We start from the raw sequence: 19,368 nt of genomic DNA, 5'->3' as shown, positions 1-19,368 counted from the left end.
GGTCGACTGGTGTCGACCCTCTGCTTTTGTAGAGGCGACCTTCGCGGTCGCCCCTTTTGATGTACCCCGCCACTGCCTGAATGTCATTCTGGCGAAAGCCAGAATCCATGGGTGGGGTGGGCGTAAACGCCCTGGCATTTGGTGTTGTCTCTGTTCTTGCGCGAGGCCAGCCGAGCGTGTGAACGGACACTTTTCCACATATGGCGACATACGGGCAGCAGCGAATTGCGCGCATACCCCCCGGGGAAATGTGGATCAGGCGCAACCGGCCGCGCACACAGCAACAAACTGCATTTTGCTTGCAGAAATGTAAGCAGCAGCTATTCTATCAATGGAGGAAGGCCTGAAACACCGTTGAAGTTGCATCAATTTTGTGATTGAGCAACCGTATCAAATATGAGTACTTGACAGCCCAACAGAAACCTATATATTTTATATTAGGAATGAGAGTGCACTAGCAATAATTAAGAGATCGTCCAATATTTGATTTTTGATGGAAAGGAAATCATTATGAATTTCATAATGGTAATATCTAGCGTGACCTCAACATTGGCAGCCATAGGCATGTTTTGGGTGTCATGGAGAATTTATCGTTTGAGTTGTAAAATCAACTCGCAGGGTAACGAACGAGAGCACCGTCAGGAAAATAAGGAACAGGAGTTCAGGGCTCAATTGTCAGATTTATATCAGGCAATTGTCATTTCCCATTTGTGCAGCGGCAACTCCCTTCTTGACATAAATATTGATAAGTTTAGAGAGCTATATCACGGGAATACCCCAATATTGTGAGATATTATCGGATCTTGCACCTATGCACTAGAGCAGGATATGAACCATGTGCGCATGCCCTAGTGAATGCGGCACAGTGTGAGAATTACGAGGCCTTCGATCTATTCAACTGACCAGAGGGATATCGGTTTTTCTATATACGGCGACATGCCGGGTGCAATAATTTGGGCGCGTTACCGACCTCCCGGGAGATGTGGACTGGCCGCGGCGGGCCGCGCATAGTATAGATCGCTCATTTTCTTTTCGTTTTCTTTACAATTCGTTCCTTGAATTCATTATAGCGATCTGTCAGGTCATAAATATACTCAATGATGGCATAAACGAAGGATTGCAAATCCTCTGCGTCTTCTCTAGAAATAGAGTCATCCGTTGGATGAGCTGCAATGTTGCGGAACGCGTGCAGTTGCTGGCTCCAATCATAAAGGCGTTCATCAATAAGTCCATTGTCCTTCAATTTGCGAATTCCCTCGCCAAGCATAATAGGTTTTGTGGGCATTGCACTTAAAGATGCTGTCTGCGGCGGAGAGGAAGATGGTACCAGCAAATCTCGACAAACAGCCTCAAGTGCGCGACCAAGCATCACGCAGGCCGCAAGATTGGCATTGGCTTGCAATGACTTGTCTGCTTCTGCAATCGAGACGCGCACAGCATTTGGTATGCGGTAGCTCAGGAAAGTTTTCGGGGGTTTGGGATGTATCCTGACGATGTCTGACCATCTATCCTTATGGGAATCAAATCCCTCAAACTCTAGTTGGTGCGATTCGCCAGCAAGCAGAGAATTGCAACTGGGACACTCCCCGATAAAAAGAGCGATACCATATGGCTCGCCTGCAGCGTCGTTATATCCAGATTCCATTGCTCGACCACGCTCAATCGCAGCAACTTTTGCTTTGCACCAAGGACAGTCAATTATGAAAGTTTTTATAGTAGGAGTTGTCATTCCACATCTCTCTTTTAGTACACGCTAACCGGCGTCCACCCATACGATACCAATAAATTCCGCGGCACCTATGCATTATTACCGATGCTTTATTTCTAATAACCTGCCAATCTCTATCTTAATATTATTGGATTCAGCGGCAATGTCAAGTCTCTATTTTGCAAACCTGATCGGGCGGCCGACATAGTGATGTGCTTAATTATGCAGGTCACTGGCAGTGCGGGGCCGGGCCTCCCTTATATAGATAACTTATCAGATAGGTAATATCCTGAATGTTAACTATTCCGGAATTGTTAACATCGCCAACTTTCCAAACCGGCACCGGCGCCGGGCCGCCTTTATACAGATAACTGATGAGATAAGTGATATCCTGTATGTTCACTACGCCGCTGTTGTTGACATCACCGCAAAGATACGGGCAGGCATCGCCGATTCCATCATGGTCGCTGTCGGCTTGATCCGGGTTGGATACGGTCGGGCAGTTATCGCATAAATCGCCGACAAGGTCGCCGTCAACATCCGCCTGATTGGAATTGGATGTGAACGGGCAATTGTCGTTGGCGTTGAGCACGCCATCAATATCAAAATCGTAACTATCGCACTCATCGGGAACGCCGTTGTGATTCTCGTCAAGTGATGATGCTTCCGCAATGTCGCAAGCATCCAGCCCTCCGTTGCCGTTGCAATCATGGGGCGAGGAGGGGCGGAACGCGATTCCGGTCGGATTGACCAGACCGTTATTGGCCCCCCGGACATAGCGCATATAGTACCGTCCCACCGGCATATATTGAAGGACAACGACATACCCCAATCCGGCCGAGACGGCATTATTGGAAACAAAAACATTACCGTTGGGACCGATACATATTCCCCACGGCGAGACCGGATCGCCGGAGTCATTAAAAATCTTTGCAAAAGCGCCGGTAGTCCGATTATACTCCAGAATGCGGTCGTTGCCGTTACTCGCAACCAGAAGATTGCCGCCCGGGAAGAACGCCAGCCCCCTCGGGGCGCTGAGCGCGCCGCTTCCGGCGGTGATAAAAGTCCTGACAAAAGCACCGGTGGTGCCGGAATATTCAAGTATTCGGTTATCGGAACTGGCCACAAAGAGATTGCCGCCCGGTCCGAAGGTTAAGCCGTACGGCTGCACCAGACCGCCGGCGCCCGCCGCGATAAAGGTTCCGATAAGAGCCCCGGTTGTACCGTTGTACTGAATAACACGGGAATCTCCATTACTGGCCACAAAAAGATTGCCGTTCGGCCCGAAAACCAATCCCGTCGGATTCATCAGCCCACCGCTACCGGCAGTTACAAAGGTCGCGGTTGTATTGCTATCGACATTCACCCGCACAATCCGATTGTCGTCAAAACTGGAAACATATAGCCGGCGATCCGGCCCAAAAACAAGGTCGTGCGGATTGGAGACAGCTCCCACGGCAACATTACGAATGGGATAACCGCTCGCCCGGTGAAATTCGTGCACCAGATCACTCTGATCGGCGACAAAGAGATTATGCTGCCGATCCATGTCTATCCAGTCGGTGACGCCGTCATTGTCACAGTCCTGACAAATATCGGGAATGTTGTTCCGGTCGAAATCTTCTTGGGCACCCGAGGCAATCTCGATAAAATCGGGAACACTGTTATTGTCGCAATCGGGGTCGCACTGGTCGGGGACATTATTGCCGTTGTTGTCGTCTGCCAGACCCTGAGCGGTCTCGTAGCTGTCTGGTATGCCGTTGGTGTTGCAGTCTGTCTGACATCCATCGGGAACGCCATTGCCGTCAATATCAGGCATGCCGTTGATAATATCGGTCGGGTCGAGGATCAGATTCCCGTTGCAGTCCTGACATTCATCGGGAATGCCATCGCTGTTGATATCGAGACTCTCGCCAAGGGAAATGTCGATAGCATCATCGATATTATTGCCGTTGCAATCGTACGGCATGCAGGCGCCGGCATCGAAATCGGCCTCGATTACCTCCTCAACGCGACGGTGCATGATCAAATCAATATTGGTCTGGAAACCGGCCCAGGTATGGCAGTAACTCATGATAGTCCCGCGCGAGGGGTAACCATAATAGCAGCTGTCGATGCGCGGGTAATAATCATGGGTGTGCCAGGAGCCACAGCCATGCCCCATTTCGTGCGCGGTGCATTCCACATCCCAGTTGCCCAGATTTGGGGCGCCGAAAGGATTGGGAAAACTGCCGTTAAAGAATCCGACAATGCCATAGGTGGCCGAGCCGCTGCAGGTACCGCCCACATAAGATAGGCCGCCATAACTGAGATCGCGGCGGCCGCTGAACATGTAAACGAAATTGTACTGCGAGGGATCCTCATTGACAATCCAGTAGTCTTGGAACCCGCCAAGGTCATCGGCGCCGAATGGTTCCGCACCGGCCGGCCAGACCCGGACAAAATTCAAAAGCAGTTTCAGATCCAGGTCGCGCATGTAAATGTCATTGACCGCACCTATAACCATCAGCATATAGCTCTGCGCGGCGGTCACATCGCCGAATATATCATAATACTTCTTATCGCTGTCGACCGCCATATTGGCCAGACGGCGTCCCCGATCAATCTGCTGTAACGCCTTCATCGCGGGCGGCATAATCGGATTTGAGGGCGATTTGACACCGCAGAAATCGACTCCGGAGGGAAGATCGCCAGAAGAAACTTTTCGGCTGATCATCATTTTTCCATTCCATCCTTTCACCGCCTCCTGCGGTGTCTGCGACAGATAATAAATCTCCCCGTTGTCCATCTGAACATAACCACTCCCCATGCCCCGATTGCTGAAAGCCAGATAGGCATAACTTGTTTCATCCCCCGCGATTTTTCCCCGAAACATGATCACTTCCGGCGCAAGTGTTGCGACACTGCCGCCGGGGCCGCCGATCAGAAACCTCGTGTCGGGAGTGGTGATTTGAAAAGGAGTCAGGTCCAGATCCAGTATTTCGCCGGTGGGAAGCGGAAACTGCACTATCCGGCCGCCGGTTCCGGATTTGAGAGCATCATAACCGGTCTGCTCCGCTCCGACAATAATTACTTCCTCCGCCATATCTGTTTCCAGGATATTCAGCGGCCGCAGGGGGGTCTGGTCGATGGAGGCCATAGATAATGACGGAAAAGCCAAAAGGAAAAGCACTGTTGCGGCAAGCAGAAAACTTAAACTTATCTTGGAGTGATTGCAAAAGTTATGAAAGGACATGACAGGGACCTCCTCAAGGTTCATAAGACGATGGTGTAATGGACAAGTATATTGTCGTAACGGCTGAAGAGTTTCTTTATGATTCAATATAACAAAATTCCCCTACCTGTCAAGCGACATCTGCTTATGACTCCGGCATTCATGCGATGAAAGCAAAAAGAATAGAGGGATAGGCATCTTGCCTATCCCTCAAAATAGAATTGAATCCTCTTAAAAGCAGATAGGGGCCAGCCCCCCTTTATAAAGGTAATTAATCAGATAAGTGATATCCTGAATATTGAGATTGCCGGAATGGTTCACATCGGCCGCCTGCCAGACCGGCACCGGCGCCGGGCCGCCCTTATACAAGTAATTTATCAGGTAGGTGATATCCTGTATGTTGACAAGGCCGTTGTTATTGATATCACCGCAGATGAATTCGAAGGCATCACCGATACCATCGGCATCGGAATCATGCTGATCCGGATTGGATACCGTGGGACAGTTATCGGTCAGATCAGGGATTCCGTCATTATCATCATCCGGGTCGCAGGCATCCCCCAGACCGTCATGGTCATTATCGGCCTGATTGGGATTAGCCATAGCCGGGCAGTTGTCGCAGGCATTGCCGATACCGTCAACATCAGTATCCATCTGATCAGGATTGGGTAGGGCGGGACAATTATCGAGATTGCCGCATATCCCATCATGGTCGATATCATTGCTGGAATCAAGAGGACAGGGATCACAGGAATCGCCCAAACCGTCAAGATCGCTATCGGTCTGCGCGGGATTGGCGGTATTGGGACAATTGTCACAGACATTACCAACGGCATCACCGTCACCGTCCTCCTGTCCGGGATTCGATACCGAGGGGCAATTGTCGCAGAAATCGGGCAGACCATCGGCATCAGAATCAAGAGGAATCGGCGAGGCAAAGCGAAGACGGGTGTCGGCGCCATTCTTGTACTCCCAGCCGATACTTGTACCCCCGTCAGCGATCGCGGCGCTACGATATTCGCTGACCGCATCGCCGCCTGTGGCGGATACCACCGAAGGACTGCTCCAATCGGCGCCGCCATTGCAGGTGAAAGAGTTGAAAAGAGTGTCGCTCCTCACAAAAGTAACCACGAATTTGTTCCCGGCGATATGGGAAACTCTGGGATGCTCCTCGGAATTGGCCGTTCCGGCGATAATAACAGGATTGGAGAGATGATTGATGTCGCCATCGGAAGTATGCCAGCAGACCACATCTTTATCGGTTGAATCCGGTAACGCAAAAGCATTTGCCACAACCAGCAGATGACCATTATCGACGGCAACATCCGGATAAGCAATCTGTATGGTGGAATCGGTATAAGCTTTGGCCAGCGCGGCGCCGGGAGCATCCCAGTCGCCGAAATTATCCTGGCGGATAAAAAGCTGCCACTGCATTTTGCCCGGATGATAGCGGTCGTACACCGCATACGCTTTTTGTGTTACATGATCGATAGTGGCGGAGGTCGAACGGCAGCCGTCAAGACTGTCATACCAGTCGATCATGGTTAAGCCGGTGCCGTCAAGCTGGAAGAAAATGGCGGGGGCATCGGTCATGTTGGAGTTGGTATAAGTGCGACTTATTACTATCGATTGAAATCCCCAGTTCCAAGATCCCCGGCTGCTGTCGCAGGAGATATCATTCATTTTCATATGGTGCCAGCCAAGGTCGTTGAAATCGGCCCAGCGTCCCGCCCAGGTAGAAATGTTAGTGGGATCGCCGAATTCCAAAAGGATAATGGCTCCCCCGTTAAGAAAAGAAGCAGGAGTTACAATGGTGCCGAAAAATCTCGTGGTATCACCCCAGTATTCGGTTGAGGGGTAAGAGGCATTGGCGATATCCCAGGCGCAACAGCCGCTCCAGGTGGCGCCGCCATCGGAAGATGTATTCCAATATACGAGCCAATTGGGTGAAACGCCGTCATGATACTCGTAGGCGCGAAATAGCAGCCCCGTGGGAGCTTTTGCCAGACCCGGATGCAGCATGGAAACAACGGCATTGGAATTCGAACCGGTCACATTGGAGACGGTTCCCTTTTCGCTTTTGAGCGCAGCAAAGGGAAAATCGGCGCGAGTGCTTTTTACCGCAAGATGCTGTCGCGGCGCAGCTATCAGCGTTGAGTTCATGCTGCTGCCGTGATAATCATCTGATTTGGCTACTGCCCCGTTATTAGTCGTAAGGGTCATTACTATTAAGAGAAGCAATATCTGTCGGCTTATTCTGATGGTTCGCATACTCTTCATCCCATTTCATTAGCGGTGAATTAATATTCGAAGATAATTACGATAGCATTTCCGATATTATAAAGGTCTTCCGTTCACGGCATCAATGCGATAAGAACCGTGACTGTCGGCAACTGCAGCCATAACAGTCTTCATATCCGTATTCTTTAATATAAACAATTTCCGCCCCTTTCAGCAAATCAAATTTTTGTCACCCCAGCCAGGACAATATCATTTTTAGCCGGATTCGAACTGATTCCGGCCAGTGAATGTCATCTCACGAACCCAATTGTTAAGGGGGCCTCAGATCACTGTGCCTTTTTCATTGAGTTGAACGTCTAGTTCCCGAAAAAAAAGGAATCCTCTTGCCTATCGGTTTGTCACGGGGCGGTCGGAGCCGAAGCCCAGTATCAGGTTGACCATCGAGAGAAGGTTCCCCGATTTATTCCCTTCAAAATCACGCCCGAAAGTAAACGACAGCGTTTTATTCCTGGCAATGGCATAGTCGAACAGGAAAGCGAGGCGCCATTGTTCTTTATCCACAGGATGCTTGTGGTATTTCCGATAGACACTCTCGGCGGCAATTGAAAATTGCCGCCACCCGCTCAGGTTGAACCGGCCGCCCAGATCGAACGAGGACTCATCGGGCTTATTCTGATTGCCCAGAAGCCGCACCAGCCAGATGGCAGAGAGATTTCCCAATTCATATCCGCCCGTGAGCCAGGCGCCGTACCGGCTTAAATCCCCTTTGTCGAACTGCCGCTGAGGAAAATCGACCACCAGCCCGGCGGCGCAATCCAGTTTCCAACCGATCCGCCTGAGTTTCATACCTGAAATTGTTTCCCGAACTCTCTCGATATCAGATTCTTTATTGGCGCGAAATTCTCTTTCCAGTTCATTCTTAATTGCCTCTCGCCGCAGGCCGATTGATTTCTCTACCCATGTTTGCTGCTCTGCACCGGCGGTCATCATTAAACCCTTCAGTGCCAGTAAAACGGGGTCTCCATCCGACCGCTCGCGCAAGACACTGTCGAAATCCTTCGCGAGTGTATCAAGATATTTGTAAAGCGTGTCCAACCTGTCAGCATAGCCCTCAAACCCCTTGTCAATCTCCCCCCTGAGTATCGAAAAGCGGAGGCCGAATCCCAGTGAAGTCGAATTGGTATCCGGTGAGGTCTCGGCTCGGGAGGATGTCGCTATCGAGAAAGATAAAGTCTGAAGGAAATTGGCTCCAAGATTATTCGACTCAAATTCCGAATAAGTGATTTTCCTCCCGAAAAATAACCAATAGGGAGCAAATTCCACCGCCATGTCTTCCGGCAAGACATTTAAGTTGTCGATTCGATTTAGTATGGTCAGGGCCAGATCGGTGGGATTTCCGGGATGCTCTATCGATGACGGTGCTGTACCCAGAAGCACCAGCCCCGGAGCGGTGGGTGCCGTCATCAGATCGAGCGGCTCATTGTGATTAACCTGAGCGGAATCGGCCGCAATTGCCGCGGTCATAGGAATCGGCATCAAACCCAAAAAGATCATGGCAGTGATTAACATGATGCGCGAGGGCAGTCCTCGCAACTGGAGACAATTATGCCTGTGATATCCCATACAACTCTCCTTTCATTTTTCCCTTAAATGATGAAGTCGAAGGCGGCCGTATAGAAAACCACATCACCCTCGCTTGCTACAGTTTCTTGCAGAGTTTGCTTGAATGGTGTCACTCCCCCGGTCAATTCATAGGTCACGCTGGTTTCGTTAGTGATTGTCTGAATATCGGCCACAACCGTAGTGCAATAAAGGGTCTTTCCATTAAGTTCCTGGCCGGTACCGGGCAGCGTCATATTAAATGTGTCCTTTTGCCCGGCCACCAGTTGGTCGGCGCCGAGATGAACATAGGTCGTCCCCACCTGCCCGTTTCCGATCGTTATGGACAGGTTGATGCGATCCGCATTGCGGATCCTGTAGAATTTGCTCAAAGAAGTACTCATGATTTTCCTCCTGCATACTTCCTCCGGAATCGACCGCTTGCCGAGTCCGGAAATTTAGATAATACTCGCCCTGTGAAAGTCACACCTTCCGGCCTGTCCGGCCAACGGTCGCCGGAAGAGCCCAAGACCCTGAGGTCTATCATTTTTAAAAATCCTACTTTGATGATTATTCCGGAGGTAATAATGGATAATTTTCAAGCAAAATCAAGGAATAATTTCCCCGGAAATTGAAACATGTAAGTAAATGGGCGGCCTCATCTTTCAGGGGGCCGCCCAAAATATGGGAAAAATCTATTGTGAAACCGGGGTCAGGAGGAAGAAAGCACCGGTGTCTGAGACTCGGTTCCGACCATCGATTCAAGCCGTCGCTTCTCGAGATATATTTTCTCGAGTGAGAAATAGAGTTCCGCCAGTTTCTCATTGGCTTCAGTCAGGATTTCCAGAATATCTCCAATATCAAGCTCGAGATACTCGGCCATTTTAATCGATTCCAGAATGGAATTCTTTCTTATCAGGTTGGCCGCTTCGCTTTCAAGATTGAGCCGACGGCAGGTCTCATGAACGAAATTGACATTTTCCTCAAGATTCGGGAAATATTCATCAAACGGCCCCATCGAAAGGCGGTCGGCCAGAGCGACAATATCATTCAGAATATTCTCATCGCCGAACACCGGCGCCGAATCCGCGAAGTGATGATTCCGAACGATATACTCTAGCGGGGTGGGAAGTTTCCAATTATTCAACATCTCCGCTCCCACAGATTCGTGAGTCACCCCCAGAATCTCCTTTTCAGCCCGCGAAAGTCCCCCCTTTTCCTCTTTCATTCCGGCTATGACCTCGAGATACTTCTCCCGGTAATGGAGGAGCAGAATGACAATACCGATATCATGCAGGATACCGGCCACAAAGGCTTCTTCCGGATCGCGATAATTTATCTGCGTGGCGATGCTCCGGGCGTTGCTGGCGGTTTCAATCAAGTGACGCCAGATCCTTTTGACATTGCATTTCTGCAACAGCTCTTTATCGGTCACCATTCCAAAAACGGAACTGCTCAGGGTCAGGACCTTAACGCTGTTGAGTCCCATGACCATGACCGCCTCGCTTACCCTGGTCACTTTGCGGCGGCGGCCGAATTGGGCCGAGTTAACCAGACGAAGAATACGGGAGGTAAGGGAAATATCCCGGGAGATGAGTCCGGCGATCTCATCGGCCCCGGCGCGGGGATCGTTGAGCGCTTTCAGAACCGCCGCCAGAGTCTGGGGCAGGCTGCCTATTTCAGAAATTCCTGAAATAATATCCTTGGGTGTCGGGGATACCATTTGCATTCCTTTCGATGATTACTCTTGATAGTAATTCTATCGGAAAATGATGTTTTCCGCTTAGTACTTTGTTAGGTCAGAGAATGGCGTCGCCCCCATACATGACGCGAAAACTATCCCACTACTTTCAATTTGGCGTATTTGGCCATGATTTTTTTCACCCCCACGCCGGTAAAATAAACTTCCAGGCGAAGCCCCTCGCCGGAACCCTCGGCCCGAATTACTTTCCCTCGCCCGAAAGTCGGATGCTGGACAATCCGACCGGCCCTGAGAACTTCCTCTTCCTCATATTCGTACCGCGGCTCCGATGACTGGCCGGTTTCCTTCTTTAGAATCGAGCCGACCGGGCGGACGGTGCCGTATTCATTCCGGTGATGACTTCGCCGATCAACGACCTCAAGCAGGGCCGGCGGCAGTTCCTTGATAAATCGTGAGGGGATTGATTCCATCTCGCCGAAGCGATTTCGGGCGGTGGCCATCGAAATAAAGAGATTCTTCCGGGCGCGGGTGGCGCCGACATAAAACAGTCGCCTTTCCTCTTCCAGCTCCATCGGATTCTCGATCGCCCGTCCCAGCGGAAAAAGCCCTTCCTCAAGCCCCACCAGAAAGACCGCATCATACTCCAGCCCTTTGGCCGAGTGAAGCGTCATCAGGGTCAGTTTGTCCTCAATTTCGCGATATGCGTCGATATCGGTGTAGAGCGAGATTTCGGCCAGGAAATTTTCCAGATTCGGTTCCTCATTGGCCGCCGCAAATTCTCCCGCGGCGGCGATGAACTCCTCAATGTTCTCGACCCGGGTTTCACCGAGAATGGGGTCTTCGGAAAGGAAATGCTCGATCAGGTGCAACTCATCCACCAGTTCCTGAGAAAGAGTGGCGATATTGTAAGTCTTTTTCTTTTCCATAAACGGTTGCATGAAGTCAAGAAACCGCTTGATAAGCTTACAGGGGCGTTCACCCAGTTCGTCGCATTTTTCGATTTCGAAGCAGGCCTGATAAAATGACTCCTGTCTGTCGCCGGCGAATTTGGCCAGTTTTCCCACGGAGGTTTCGCCGATACCGCGCGGGGGAAAATTTATTATCCGTTGAAACGAAATGTCATCTCTGGGATTGGCCAGAAGTTTCAAATAGGCCACCAGGTCCTTTATTTCCTTGCGCTGATAGAAGGAAATCCCGCCAATAATCTGATATGGGAGATTCCGCCGCCGCAGCACTTCCTCAAAGGCGCGCGACTGGGCATTGGTACGATAGAGAATGACCGTCTCTTTAAGCGAGGATTTCTCCCGATTCTTTTCAATCTCATCAATAACCGCGGCGGCCTCATCAAGAGCGGAATCGGTCAGGAAAAGCCTGAGCGGGTCGCCGCTCTTGGTTTCGGTCCAGAGCGTTTTCCCCTTGCGGGTGACATTATTGGCGATAACCGAGGAGGCGGCCTGAAGGATTACCTCGGTGGAACGATAGTTCTGTTCCATTTTGATTACCTTCGCCCCGGGGAAATCCTCTTCGAAATTGAGAATATTGCTGATATCGGCGCCGCGCCAGCCGTAAATCGACTGATCCTCATCCCCCACCACGCAGATATTCCGGTGCGGCCCAATCAGAAACTTCAGAAGCTTGTATTGGCTGTGATTGGTATCCTGATATTCATCAACCAGGATATATTTGAACCGCTCCTGATATTTATTCCTTATCTCTTCTTTTCCTTCCAGAAGCTGCACGGTGCGCATAATCAGGTCATCAAAATCAAAAGCTCCGCACTCCTTAAGCCGCCGCTCATAAAGAGTATAGATTTCGGCCGTTCGCTTCTCAAAATACCCGATGGCTTTCTGCTCAAAAACGGCGGCGCCCTCCATCCGATTCTTAGCCGCCGAAATCTTACGCCGGAGCGAGGCCGGCGTAAACTGGGTTCGGGAAAGGCCGACCTGGTCGACACAGTTGCGAATCATCGCCACTGCGTCATCCTCATCGAAAATCGTGAAATTCGATGGGTACCCGATCGCCTCGGATTCCTTGCGAAGCAGGCGCGCACAGAAAGAGTGGAAAGTGGAAACTGTTAAAGAGAAAATATCGTGGCCGAAAAGAGCGGTAATCCGCTCCTTCATCTCATTGGCCGCCTTATTGGTGAATGTCACCGCCAGAATATTATACGGCTCAGCCAGCCTCTGCGCCAGAATATAGGCCACCCGGCTGGTTAACACTCGCGTTTTCCCCGAGCCGGCCCCGGCGATAATCAAAAGCGGCCCCTCCGTGGTGATTACCGCCTCTTTTTGAACCGGGTTTAACTTTCGCAGTATCTGATCCATACCATTATCATAAAAGGGACTGGAATATAACGATATCATTTTTTTTGGCAAGAGATAACGACAGTAACTTGAATTATTGAGGTTTTGGGTGTATTCTTATAATGTATGCCGAACGCGCGGAACCTCAGTTACCTAATTCTTTTTTTTATGATAGCCCTATTTGTGGCGCATGCTCTATCCCTCTCGTTCACCCAGGATGATGCTTTCATATCATACCGCTATGTAAAAAATTTCCTGGCCGGGGAAGGACTGGTGTTCAATCCCGGCGAACAGGTTGAAGGATATACCAACTTCTTCTTTATAATATTGATGATCCTCTGTGGCCGTTTTGGTCTTGATTATATCCTCATGTCAAAAATCATCGGCATCGCTTCCGGCGCGTTGATTATGCTTCTCTCTTTCCTCTGGTTTATGAGAGATTCAGAGGAGGAGTCGGCCAATATTCTTGCTCTCGGGGCTCCTTTGCTTCTTCTGACCAACGGGGCCTTCGCCTATTGGTCAATTTCCGGCTTGGAAACGGTCTTTTTCGCCGCACTTGTCTTTTGGGGACTTTATCTCGCCGCCGAAAGGAATATCCTATTCGTCCCGGTTATGGCGGTCGCCACCCTGACCCGTCCGGAGGGCGGGCTGGTCTTCGTCCTCATTATTATCTATTCGATATTCATAAAGGCTGCGCGACGGCCGGAAATTGTCAGGACAATCCTTTTCTACGGATTGCTGGTGCTTCCTCAGATAATTTTTCGCCTGTATTATTATCACGACCTTCTCCCCAATCCTTTCTATGCCAAAACCGGTTTGTCGGCGGAATATTTCGTCGCGGGAGTCGGATATGCCTGGTTGTTCCTCCAGCAGTACGGACTCTATGGTTTGCTACTCTTGTTGCCTATCGCGGGGTTCAAACTTCTCAACCCCGCGGCGCGTCTGCTTGTGTGGGTCAGTTTCCTATACGCTGTATACATTCTCATGGTGGGAGGTGATGTTCTTCACGGCCACCGCTTCTTTATTGTTCTCCTGGCACCGTTCTACCTTCTTTTCACAACCTCATTGTATGCGTTTGCCGACAGAATACTGAAACTTAGAAAAAAACCTGCTATGATCGCAAATTATGCGATATTGATCATAATCGGCGTTATGACATTTCTTATCCCGAGGGAACGTCTTCTGGTTATTCGCAGCGCCGAGCGGGGGCTGGTGGACAACATGCAGAAGGAGGCCAATATCATCCACGCTGCCCGGCCGGGACGCTTCACCGTCGCCTGTACGACTATCGGTGCTTTCAGCTACTATTGCGATGCCATAATCATCGATATGCTGGGGTTGACCGACCGTACTATCGCCCATAATCCCCGCCCTCTTCCGGGAATACAATCGGGCTGGAAGGAGCGAAATTATAATATCGCTTATCTCCTGGAGCGCAATCCCGACCTGATACTCTTTTCGACCGGAACCAAGCCATCGGCACCGGCCGAAAAGGCCCTTTTTCTATCCTCGAAATTTCGCAACGGATATTACCCGGTTTTTTTCCAAGCCGGGAGATTTAGCGCTATTTATCGGGCAAAGGGGACTTTTACCGGGCCGGACGAATATTTCATAAATTCCGAATTTATCGACGATTATATTCAGGCCATTACTTACCACCACAACAAGCAATACGCCCCGGCATTTGAGTATTGCCGGATATGTCTGCAGAAAGCCCCCGCTGATTTCTATATACCACTGGAAATTATGGGTGATATCAGGATGAGAGAGAAAAACTTCGACGAGGGTGTGCCTCTGATGGAACAGGCGGCTGAACTCTCTGGTGGGTATGCCCTCCCGGCCTGTTTCCGACTGGCAGCCTATTACCGAGCCATTGGCGACACTGCCCGCGCCAACTTCTATGCGGAGAAATTTAAGAAATACAACCGCTTTGACTGAGCCACCGGGCGCATATCAAGCTGATTAAAATTAAGGCGACCCTTCCTGGTAGAAGGTCGCCTTAAAATTATCGTCTATTATCCGAAATTGGCGTTAAGCCAAATCAGCTCCAAACTTTTTTATCGCCTCATCGACCGTATCGGAAGTATCAAAAATGGTCGTCAACCGGGTTATGGTCAAAAGTGACTGAATTGTTTTAGTGACACCGGCCAGTTTTAATTCGCCGCCGTTGTTTTTCAGAGTTGTCAGAGCTGAAATGAGCATTCCCAGGCCGATCGAACTCATCCATTCCACACCACCCAGATCAATAACCACTTTTTTCTTGCCGGCGTTGACAAATTCATGGAGCTTGCCATGGAACATAGTTGCATCGGGGCCACCCATCACTTTCCCCTCCAGATGAATAACCGCCACATTCCCTTTGACTTCATCGGTAATCTTCATATTATTTCTCCAAGCTAAGAAAGCTTCCCTGGTTTTCGTTTTATGTCAATTAAATACGGCCTCTCCCGGCCGAAATTTCAGTCCATTTTACCAAAATTGACCATAAAAATCAAGCACTTTTTCGAAATGCCAAAAACGGGGCACAAAATCGATTTTGCCGCGCAAGGGGACAAAATGCCCATCTGCCTTTACATCGCCTGCATAGATGGAAGGTTTATGAAATTTTCTTGGAAATCCTATGCTTGTTTCATTTTCTGATTAGGCATGGGGTCCTTTGTTGCAAAGCAGGCGGTAATATTGGAATCACGGCAACTGTGTCAGTTATGCAATCTTGCTTTACGAGAAAAGTTATCGGAATACTGCGGGGCTTCAACCCATGACGCGGAAGAACTTCACCCGGTCTTCTTTCTTGACACTTCCGACCGGAATTGCCAGGACTTCCAATGTGACGGGATGGCTACCGCTGACCGAGATTATATCGCCCACCTTGACCAGATGGGCCGGCTTGGTGCGGCTGCCGTTAATTTTAACGAGGCCGCCATCGGTCATCTCTTTGGCCACCGTCCGGCGTTTGATTATTCCCAAATCCGAAAGATACTGATCCAGTCTCATCGCCGATCGATTATTGCAGAGGGCGGATTTCGATATAAGTCTTCTGTTTTACCTCGGCCAGCCATTTATCGACAAATTGGCCGGTCTTGGCTTGGCGCGCCATCTCTTTGACCCGATCATAGTCGGTCTCAAAGGAGAATTCACGTGGTTCCTGATGTTCCAAAAGCTTTAGAATATGGAGACCATACTGCGATTTTACCGGGCCGTAAATATCGCCGGCATTTTTCAGACTATCGAGCGCCGCGATAAATTCCGGCGGGAGGTCGGCGACAGCAAACCAACCCAGCTCCCCCCCCTGCTTGCGAGTGTCATTATCGGCCGATAACACTTTGGCCAGTTCTCTGAAATCAGTCCCCTTGCGGATTTCCGTAATCAAAGAATCAATCAGCTTATAACTCAGAAGCGAATCGGCTCCGGTCGGCTTAACCTCAAATAAAATATGCCTTAGATGAGTCTTGGCGCTCGAGATCTCCTCGCATTTGATGATATGATAACCAAACTGCGTTCTCACTGCGCCCGAAATCTCGCCCGGAACCAGATTAAAAGCCACCCGCCCGAATTCCGGAACGACATCCTCGCGCGAAATAAATCCCAGATCACCCCCTGCCACGGCCACATCCTGAGGCGAATAGGTGGCCGCCAGGGTGGCGAAATCGGCTCCGGCGGCGGCGTTTTTCCTCACCGTCTCGGCTAACTGGCGGATAGAATCTGCAGTTCCACCGGAGGGCTGAAATGTAATCAGGATATGAGCCAGTCGAATCGCCTCGGGTTGGTCGGGAATGGAATCCTTATATTTGCCGTAAAAATCGAAAACCTCCTGCCGGGAAACCGAAATTGATGATAATTTCTGGCCGATCAGTTTCTGTTTCAGAAGCTGGTTTTCGATTTCCGGCCGCAGCCTCTTTTTAAAAGTGCGCAGATTCAGCCCCTCCTTGGCCAGTTCCTCAAGAAACAGGTCCTCCGAAGAGAACTGCCCGGAGACATTCTTGATATGATCATCGAGTGTCTGCTCCACCTCTTCGGGCGTAACCTTTATCGAGGTATCCTTTTTTGCTTCAGCCAGGAAAAGGCGCTCGGAAATCATCTGATCGAGAACCTCCTGCTGGAATTTCTCCATTTCCTCCTTCGTCTGAGGCTTGAAACCCCGCTGAATCGCCGTCATCTGTATCTGGGCCGCCAGTTCGGAGGTTAGAATCGGCTCGTTGCCGATAATCGCAACGATTTTTTCAACCGGTTCTCCGGCTATCGCGGAGCCGGATGAACCAATCAGCCCAAAAATAAAAATAGCCGGCAATAGGGCACAAAATCTTTTGAGGCGGCTCAAGGGCTAACCTCTTGCGCTATCAGCCGCAGCATATTTGGTCTTATCGATGGTTTCCCGCAACTCGTCCTCATAAATCCGGATATTGACTTCCTTCTTCTGTTGCTCGACCCACTCAGCAAAAGCTTTCCTCTTCCGTCCTTTTTCCAGAGTATCCTTTATGGTCTGCTTGACCATCTGAAAATCCCGGATTTCATCAGCCATTTTGTCGGCCACATAGATAATGGAATATTTGCCCCCGCCCATTGAAATCGGCCCGGCTACATCACCAACGGGCGTATTTTGGGCCGCTTTGAACAATTCGGGGAAAAATCTTTCTTCGACATACCCCAGATCACCGCCGGAACCGCGCTTGCCGGGACGCTCCGTAAGATCATTGGCTAGGCTCTTAAACTTCTCCAGGGATGAAACCTTGCCGGCATATTGTTTGGCCGCAGTCTGATCGGAGAGCATCATCTCATAAAGATGGATTTTGGGAGGAATCTTGAATTCATCCTGATGACCATCATAATAGGTGCGCATTTCCCCTTCATCCGAAGAGCCGGCCATCAGAATGGAATCATTTTCCATCACGTCGGCCATGGTTAATTCCTTGAATTTCTTAATCTTGCGCTTGAATTCCGAGTCGTTTTCAAGCCCTGAGCGGCGTGATTCCTGGGCCAGAATTGCCTGGGCATTTACCTGAAAAATAAAACTGGCTAAAGAGTCATATTGATCAAAATTGGGGATGGGGAGTCGCGCATACTGCCTTTGCAAGGTCATGATCGTGGCCAAATATTGACCCAGCGTAATCTGGCCGCCATCCCAGGTGCCCAGAACCATTTCCTTTTCATCCCGATCAAGCTGATTGACATCAAAATCATTCTTGGGGAGAGTCTCAAGCAGCTGTGGCGGGTAAAGACTGGCCCGCCTCTGCATAAGATACTCGCAGGTGGGTATCTCGACTTTAACCGGGTACTTTTCTTTCAGCTTGTTGCGGAATTGCTCCATCAGCGTCGAGGTCTTTATGTTTTCCAGAGAGGCCCGGATGCCCGCTTTCATCTGCTCAAACCCCTGCCGCTGGTCATTCGGAACGCGATCCATCATTTTCACAATATGCCACCCGTATCGGGTCTGAAAAGGCTCCGACATCTCCCCCGGATTCAGCTTGAAAACCTGCTCCTGGAATGAGGGATCCATCCGGCCCCAGATAAAATACCCCAGGTCTCCCCGGTTGGTCCGGGCCGACGGGTCGACGGAATGATTGACCGCCATCTCCTCAAAACTGGCGCCGCCTTTCAGACTATCCATAACCATGCGGCCCATTTCCTGAGACGGAAGAAGAATATGAGAGGCCTTTAACTTATACTCCAGTTTATCATAAAAATCCTGGACTTCCTGATCCGTTATTTTAATCTTGTCGGTAATCTCCCTCTGATAAAGAATGTCAAGCAGGAATTTGTCGGTGCTGGCTAGGACAATCCGGTTGACCTCTTCGGACGCATCAATACGCTTCTTATAGGCGGCCTGAATCAGAAGCTGCTGGATAACCAAACTGTCCAGAATAGTGTGGCGGCTGTTATATTCATCCTCAAAGCTGAGGAATCGAGAACCGCTGCGATCGAAGATATCGTTCAGGTCCTGACTGGTAATTTCATCACCGCCGACTTTGGCCAAAACCGGGTTGGCTTTCTTCCCGCAACCCGGCAAGAATAAAGCCAGAGCGGCCATTAACAGAGCAATAACCAGATAAGATTGAAGTTTTTGCATAAAATTTAATTCCTTTATCAAATCACTCGTTATACGGTCTGCCTGCCAAATCGTTCCTGAGGTCAGATTTGGAAGCCTTTATTATACACCTTAATTCCCAAATTGGCAAGCCGTTTTCCGCACCCAGATTCCACTACTACGCTTAAACTCCGCCAATTATGGCCGGAAAAATATGAGCGTCACCACTATGAAAATGGGAATAAGTATTAATATTGAATATACCATATAACCAAAGAAGTGTGGGATCTTGATTTTCATATCCTCGGCGATCGTTTTTACCATGAAATTGGGGCCGTTTCCAATATATGTCATGGCCCCCATGAAAACCGCCCCGCAGCTTATGGCACGAAGCAGGTCTACATGAACTCCCGCAATTGTGACAGGATCTGCATTTCCGGTCGCCCTGGTGACACTCTCGGCCAGCGTAAAGAAGGTCAAATAAGTGGGGGCATTATCCAGAAATGAGCTTAATCCACCGGTCCACCAGAAAAACTGCCAGGGCTGAGTGATACCGAGTTCCGCCCCGCGCGTCTTAAG

At 50.0% G+C, this 19,368-nt stretch carries 13 protein-coding genes; 1 reads left to right on the top strand and 12 read right to left on the bottom strand.

Annotation, left to right across the window (positions count from 1 at the left end; all coding sequences use genetic code 11):
* Window positions 1-1,021: 1,021 nt before the first annotated feature.
* From NT002_08505 to NT002_08475, 7 genes are all read right to left on the bottom strand, one after another.
* Entirely contained in the window at window positions 1,022-1,729 is a 708-nt protein-coding gene (locus NT002_08505) for a DUF4145 domain-containing protein (GenBank protein MCX6829304.1), read from the bottom strand.
* 208 nt (window positions 1,730-1,937) lie between these two features.
* Window positions 1,938-4,943 carry a M12 family metallo-peptidase gene (locus tag NT002_08500; GenBank protein MCX6829303.1) on the bottom strand — a complete coding sequence of 1,002 codons (3,006 nt, stop codon included), beginning with the start codon at window positions 4,941-4,943 and terminating at the stop codon, window positions 1,938-1,940.
* Between the two features lie 210 nt (window positions 4,944-5,153).
* On the bottom strand, window positions 5,154-7,193 hold the full coding sequence (locus NT002_08495; GenBank protein MCX6829302.1) for a thrombospondin type 3 repeat-containing protein: 2,040 nt from the start codon (window positions 7,191-7,193) through the stop codon (window positions 5,154-5,156).
* 357 nt (window positions 7,194-7,550) lie between these two features.
* Complete coding sequence (locus NT002_08490; protein ID MCX6829301.1) at window positions 7,551-8,786, bottom strand: hypothetical protein; 1,236 nt, start codon at window positions 8,784-8,786, stop codon at window positions 7,551-7,553.
* Window positions 8,787-8,809: 23 nt separating this feature from the next.
* Entirely contained in the window at window positions 8,810-9,166 is a 357-nt protein-coding gene (locus tag NT002_08485) for a hypothetical protein (protein ID MCX6829300.1), read from the bottom strand.
* A 308-nt stretch (window positions 9,167-9,474) separates the two neighbouring features.
* Window positions 9,475-10,485: an HDOD domain-containing protein gene (locus tag NT002_08480; protein MCX6829299.1), complete on the bottom strand. Its 1,011-nt coding sequence runs from the start codon at window positions 10,483-10,485 to the stop codon at window positions 9,475-9,477.
* A gap of 113 nt (window positions 10,486-10,598) precedes the next feature.
* Window positions 10,599-12,788, bottom strand: coding sequence for a UvrD-helicase domain-containing protein (locus NT002_08475; GenBank protein ID MCX6829298.1), 2,190 nt, complete (start codon window positions 12,786-12,788; stop codon window positions 10,599-10,601).
* A 147-nt stretch (window positions 12,789-12,935) separates the two neighbouring features.
* On the opposite strand from NT002_08475, the gene NT002_08470 reads away from it, so the two are divergent.
* Window positions 12,936-14,705 (top strand): hypothetical protein, encoded by a 1,770-nt coding sequence (locus NT002_08470; GenBank protein ID MCX6829297.1) that lies wholly within the window; start codon window positions 12,936-12,938, stop codon window positions 14,703-14,705.
* Between the two features lie 93 nt (window positions 14,706-14,798).
* Here NT002_08470 and NT002_08465 read toward each other — a convergent pair whose 3' ends face one another.
* The 5 genes from NT002_08465 to NT002_08445 all read right to left on the bottom strand — a co-directional run.
* Window positions 14,799-15,149, bottom strand: a complete 351-nt coding sequence (locus NT002_08465) for an STAS domain-containing protein (protein MCX6829296.1) — start codon at window positions 15,147-15,149, stop codon at window positions 14,799-14,801.
* Between the two features lie 369 nt (window positions 15,150-15,518).
* On the bottom strand, window positions 15,519-15,761 hold the full coding sequence (locus NT002_08460; GenBank protein ID MCX6829295.1) for a S4 domain-containing protein: 243 nt from the start codon (window positions 15,759-15,761) through the stop codon (window positions 15,519-15,521).
* Between the two features lie 10 nt (window positions 15,762-15,771).
* A complete protein-coding gene (locus NT002_08455; protein MCX6829294.1) occupies window positions 15,772-17,085 on the bottom strand; it encodes a peptidylprolyl isomerase in 1,314 nt (437 codons plus the stop codon).
* Window positions 17,086-17,088: 3 nt separating this feature from the next.
* A complete protein-coding gene (locus NT002_08450) occupies window positions 17,089-18,831 on the bottom strand; it encodes a peptidylprolyl isomerase (GenBank protein ID MCX6829293.1) in 1,743 nt (580 codons plus the stop codon).
* Window positions 18,832-18,987: 156 nt separating this feature from the next.
* On the bottom strand, window positions 18,988-19,368 hold a 381-nt coding region (locus tag NT002_08445), incomplete at its 5' end, for a sodium:proton antiporter (protein MCX6829292.1).

The organism is Candidatus Zixiibacteriota bacterium (genome assembly GCA_026397505.1).
In the GTDB taxonomy this organism is placed as follows: Bacteria; Zixibacteria; MSB-5A5; order GN15; family PGXB01; genus JAPLUR01.
This window is presented reverse-complemented; position numbering and strand designations above follow the sequence as displayed.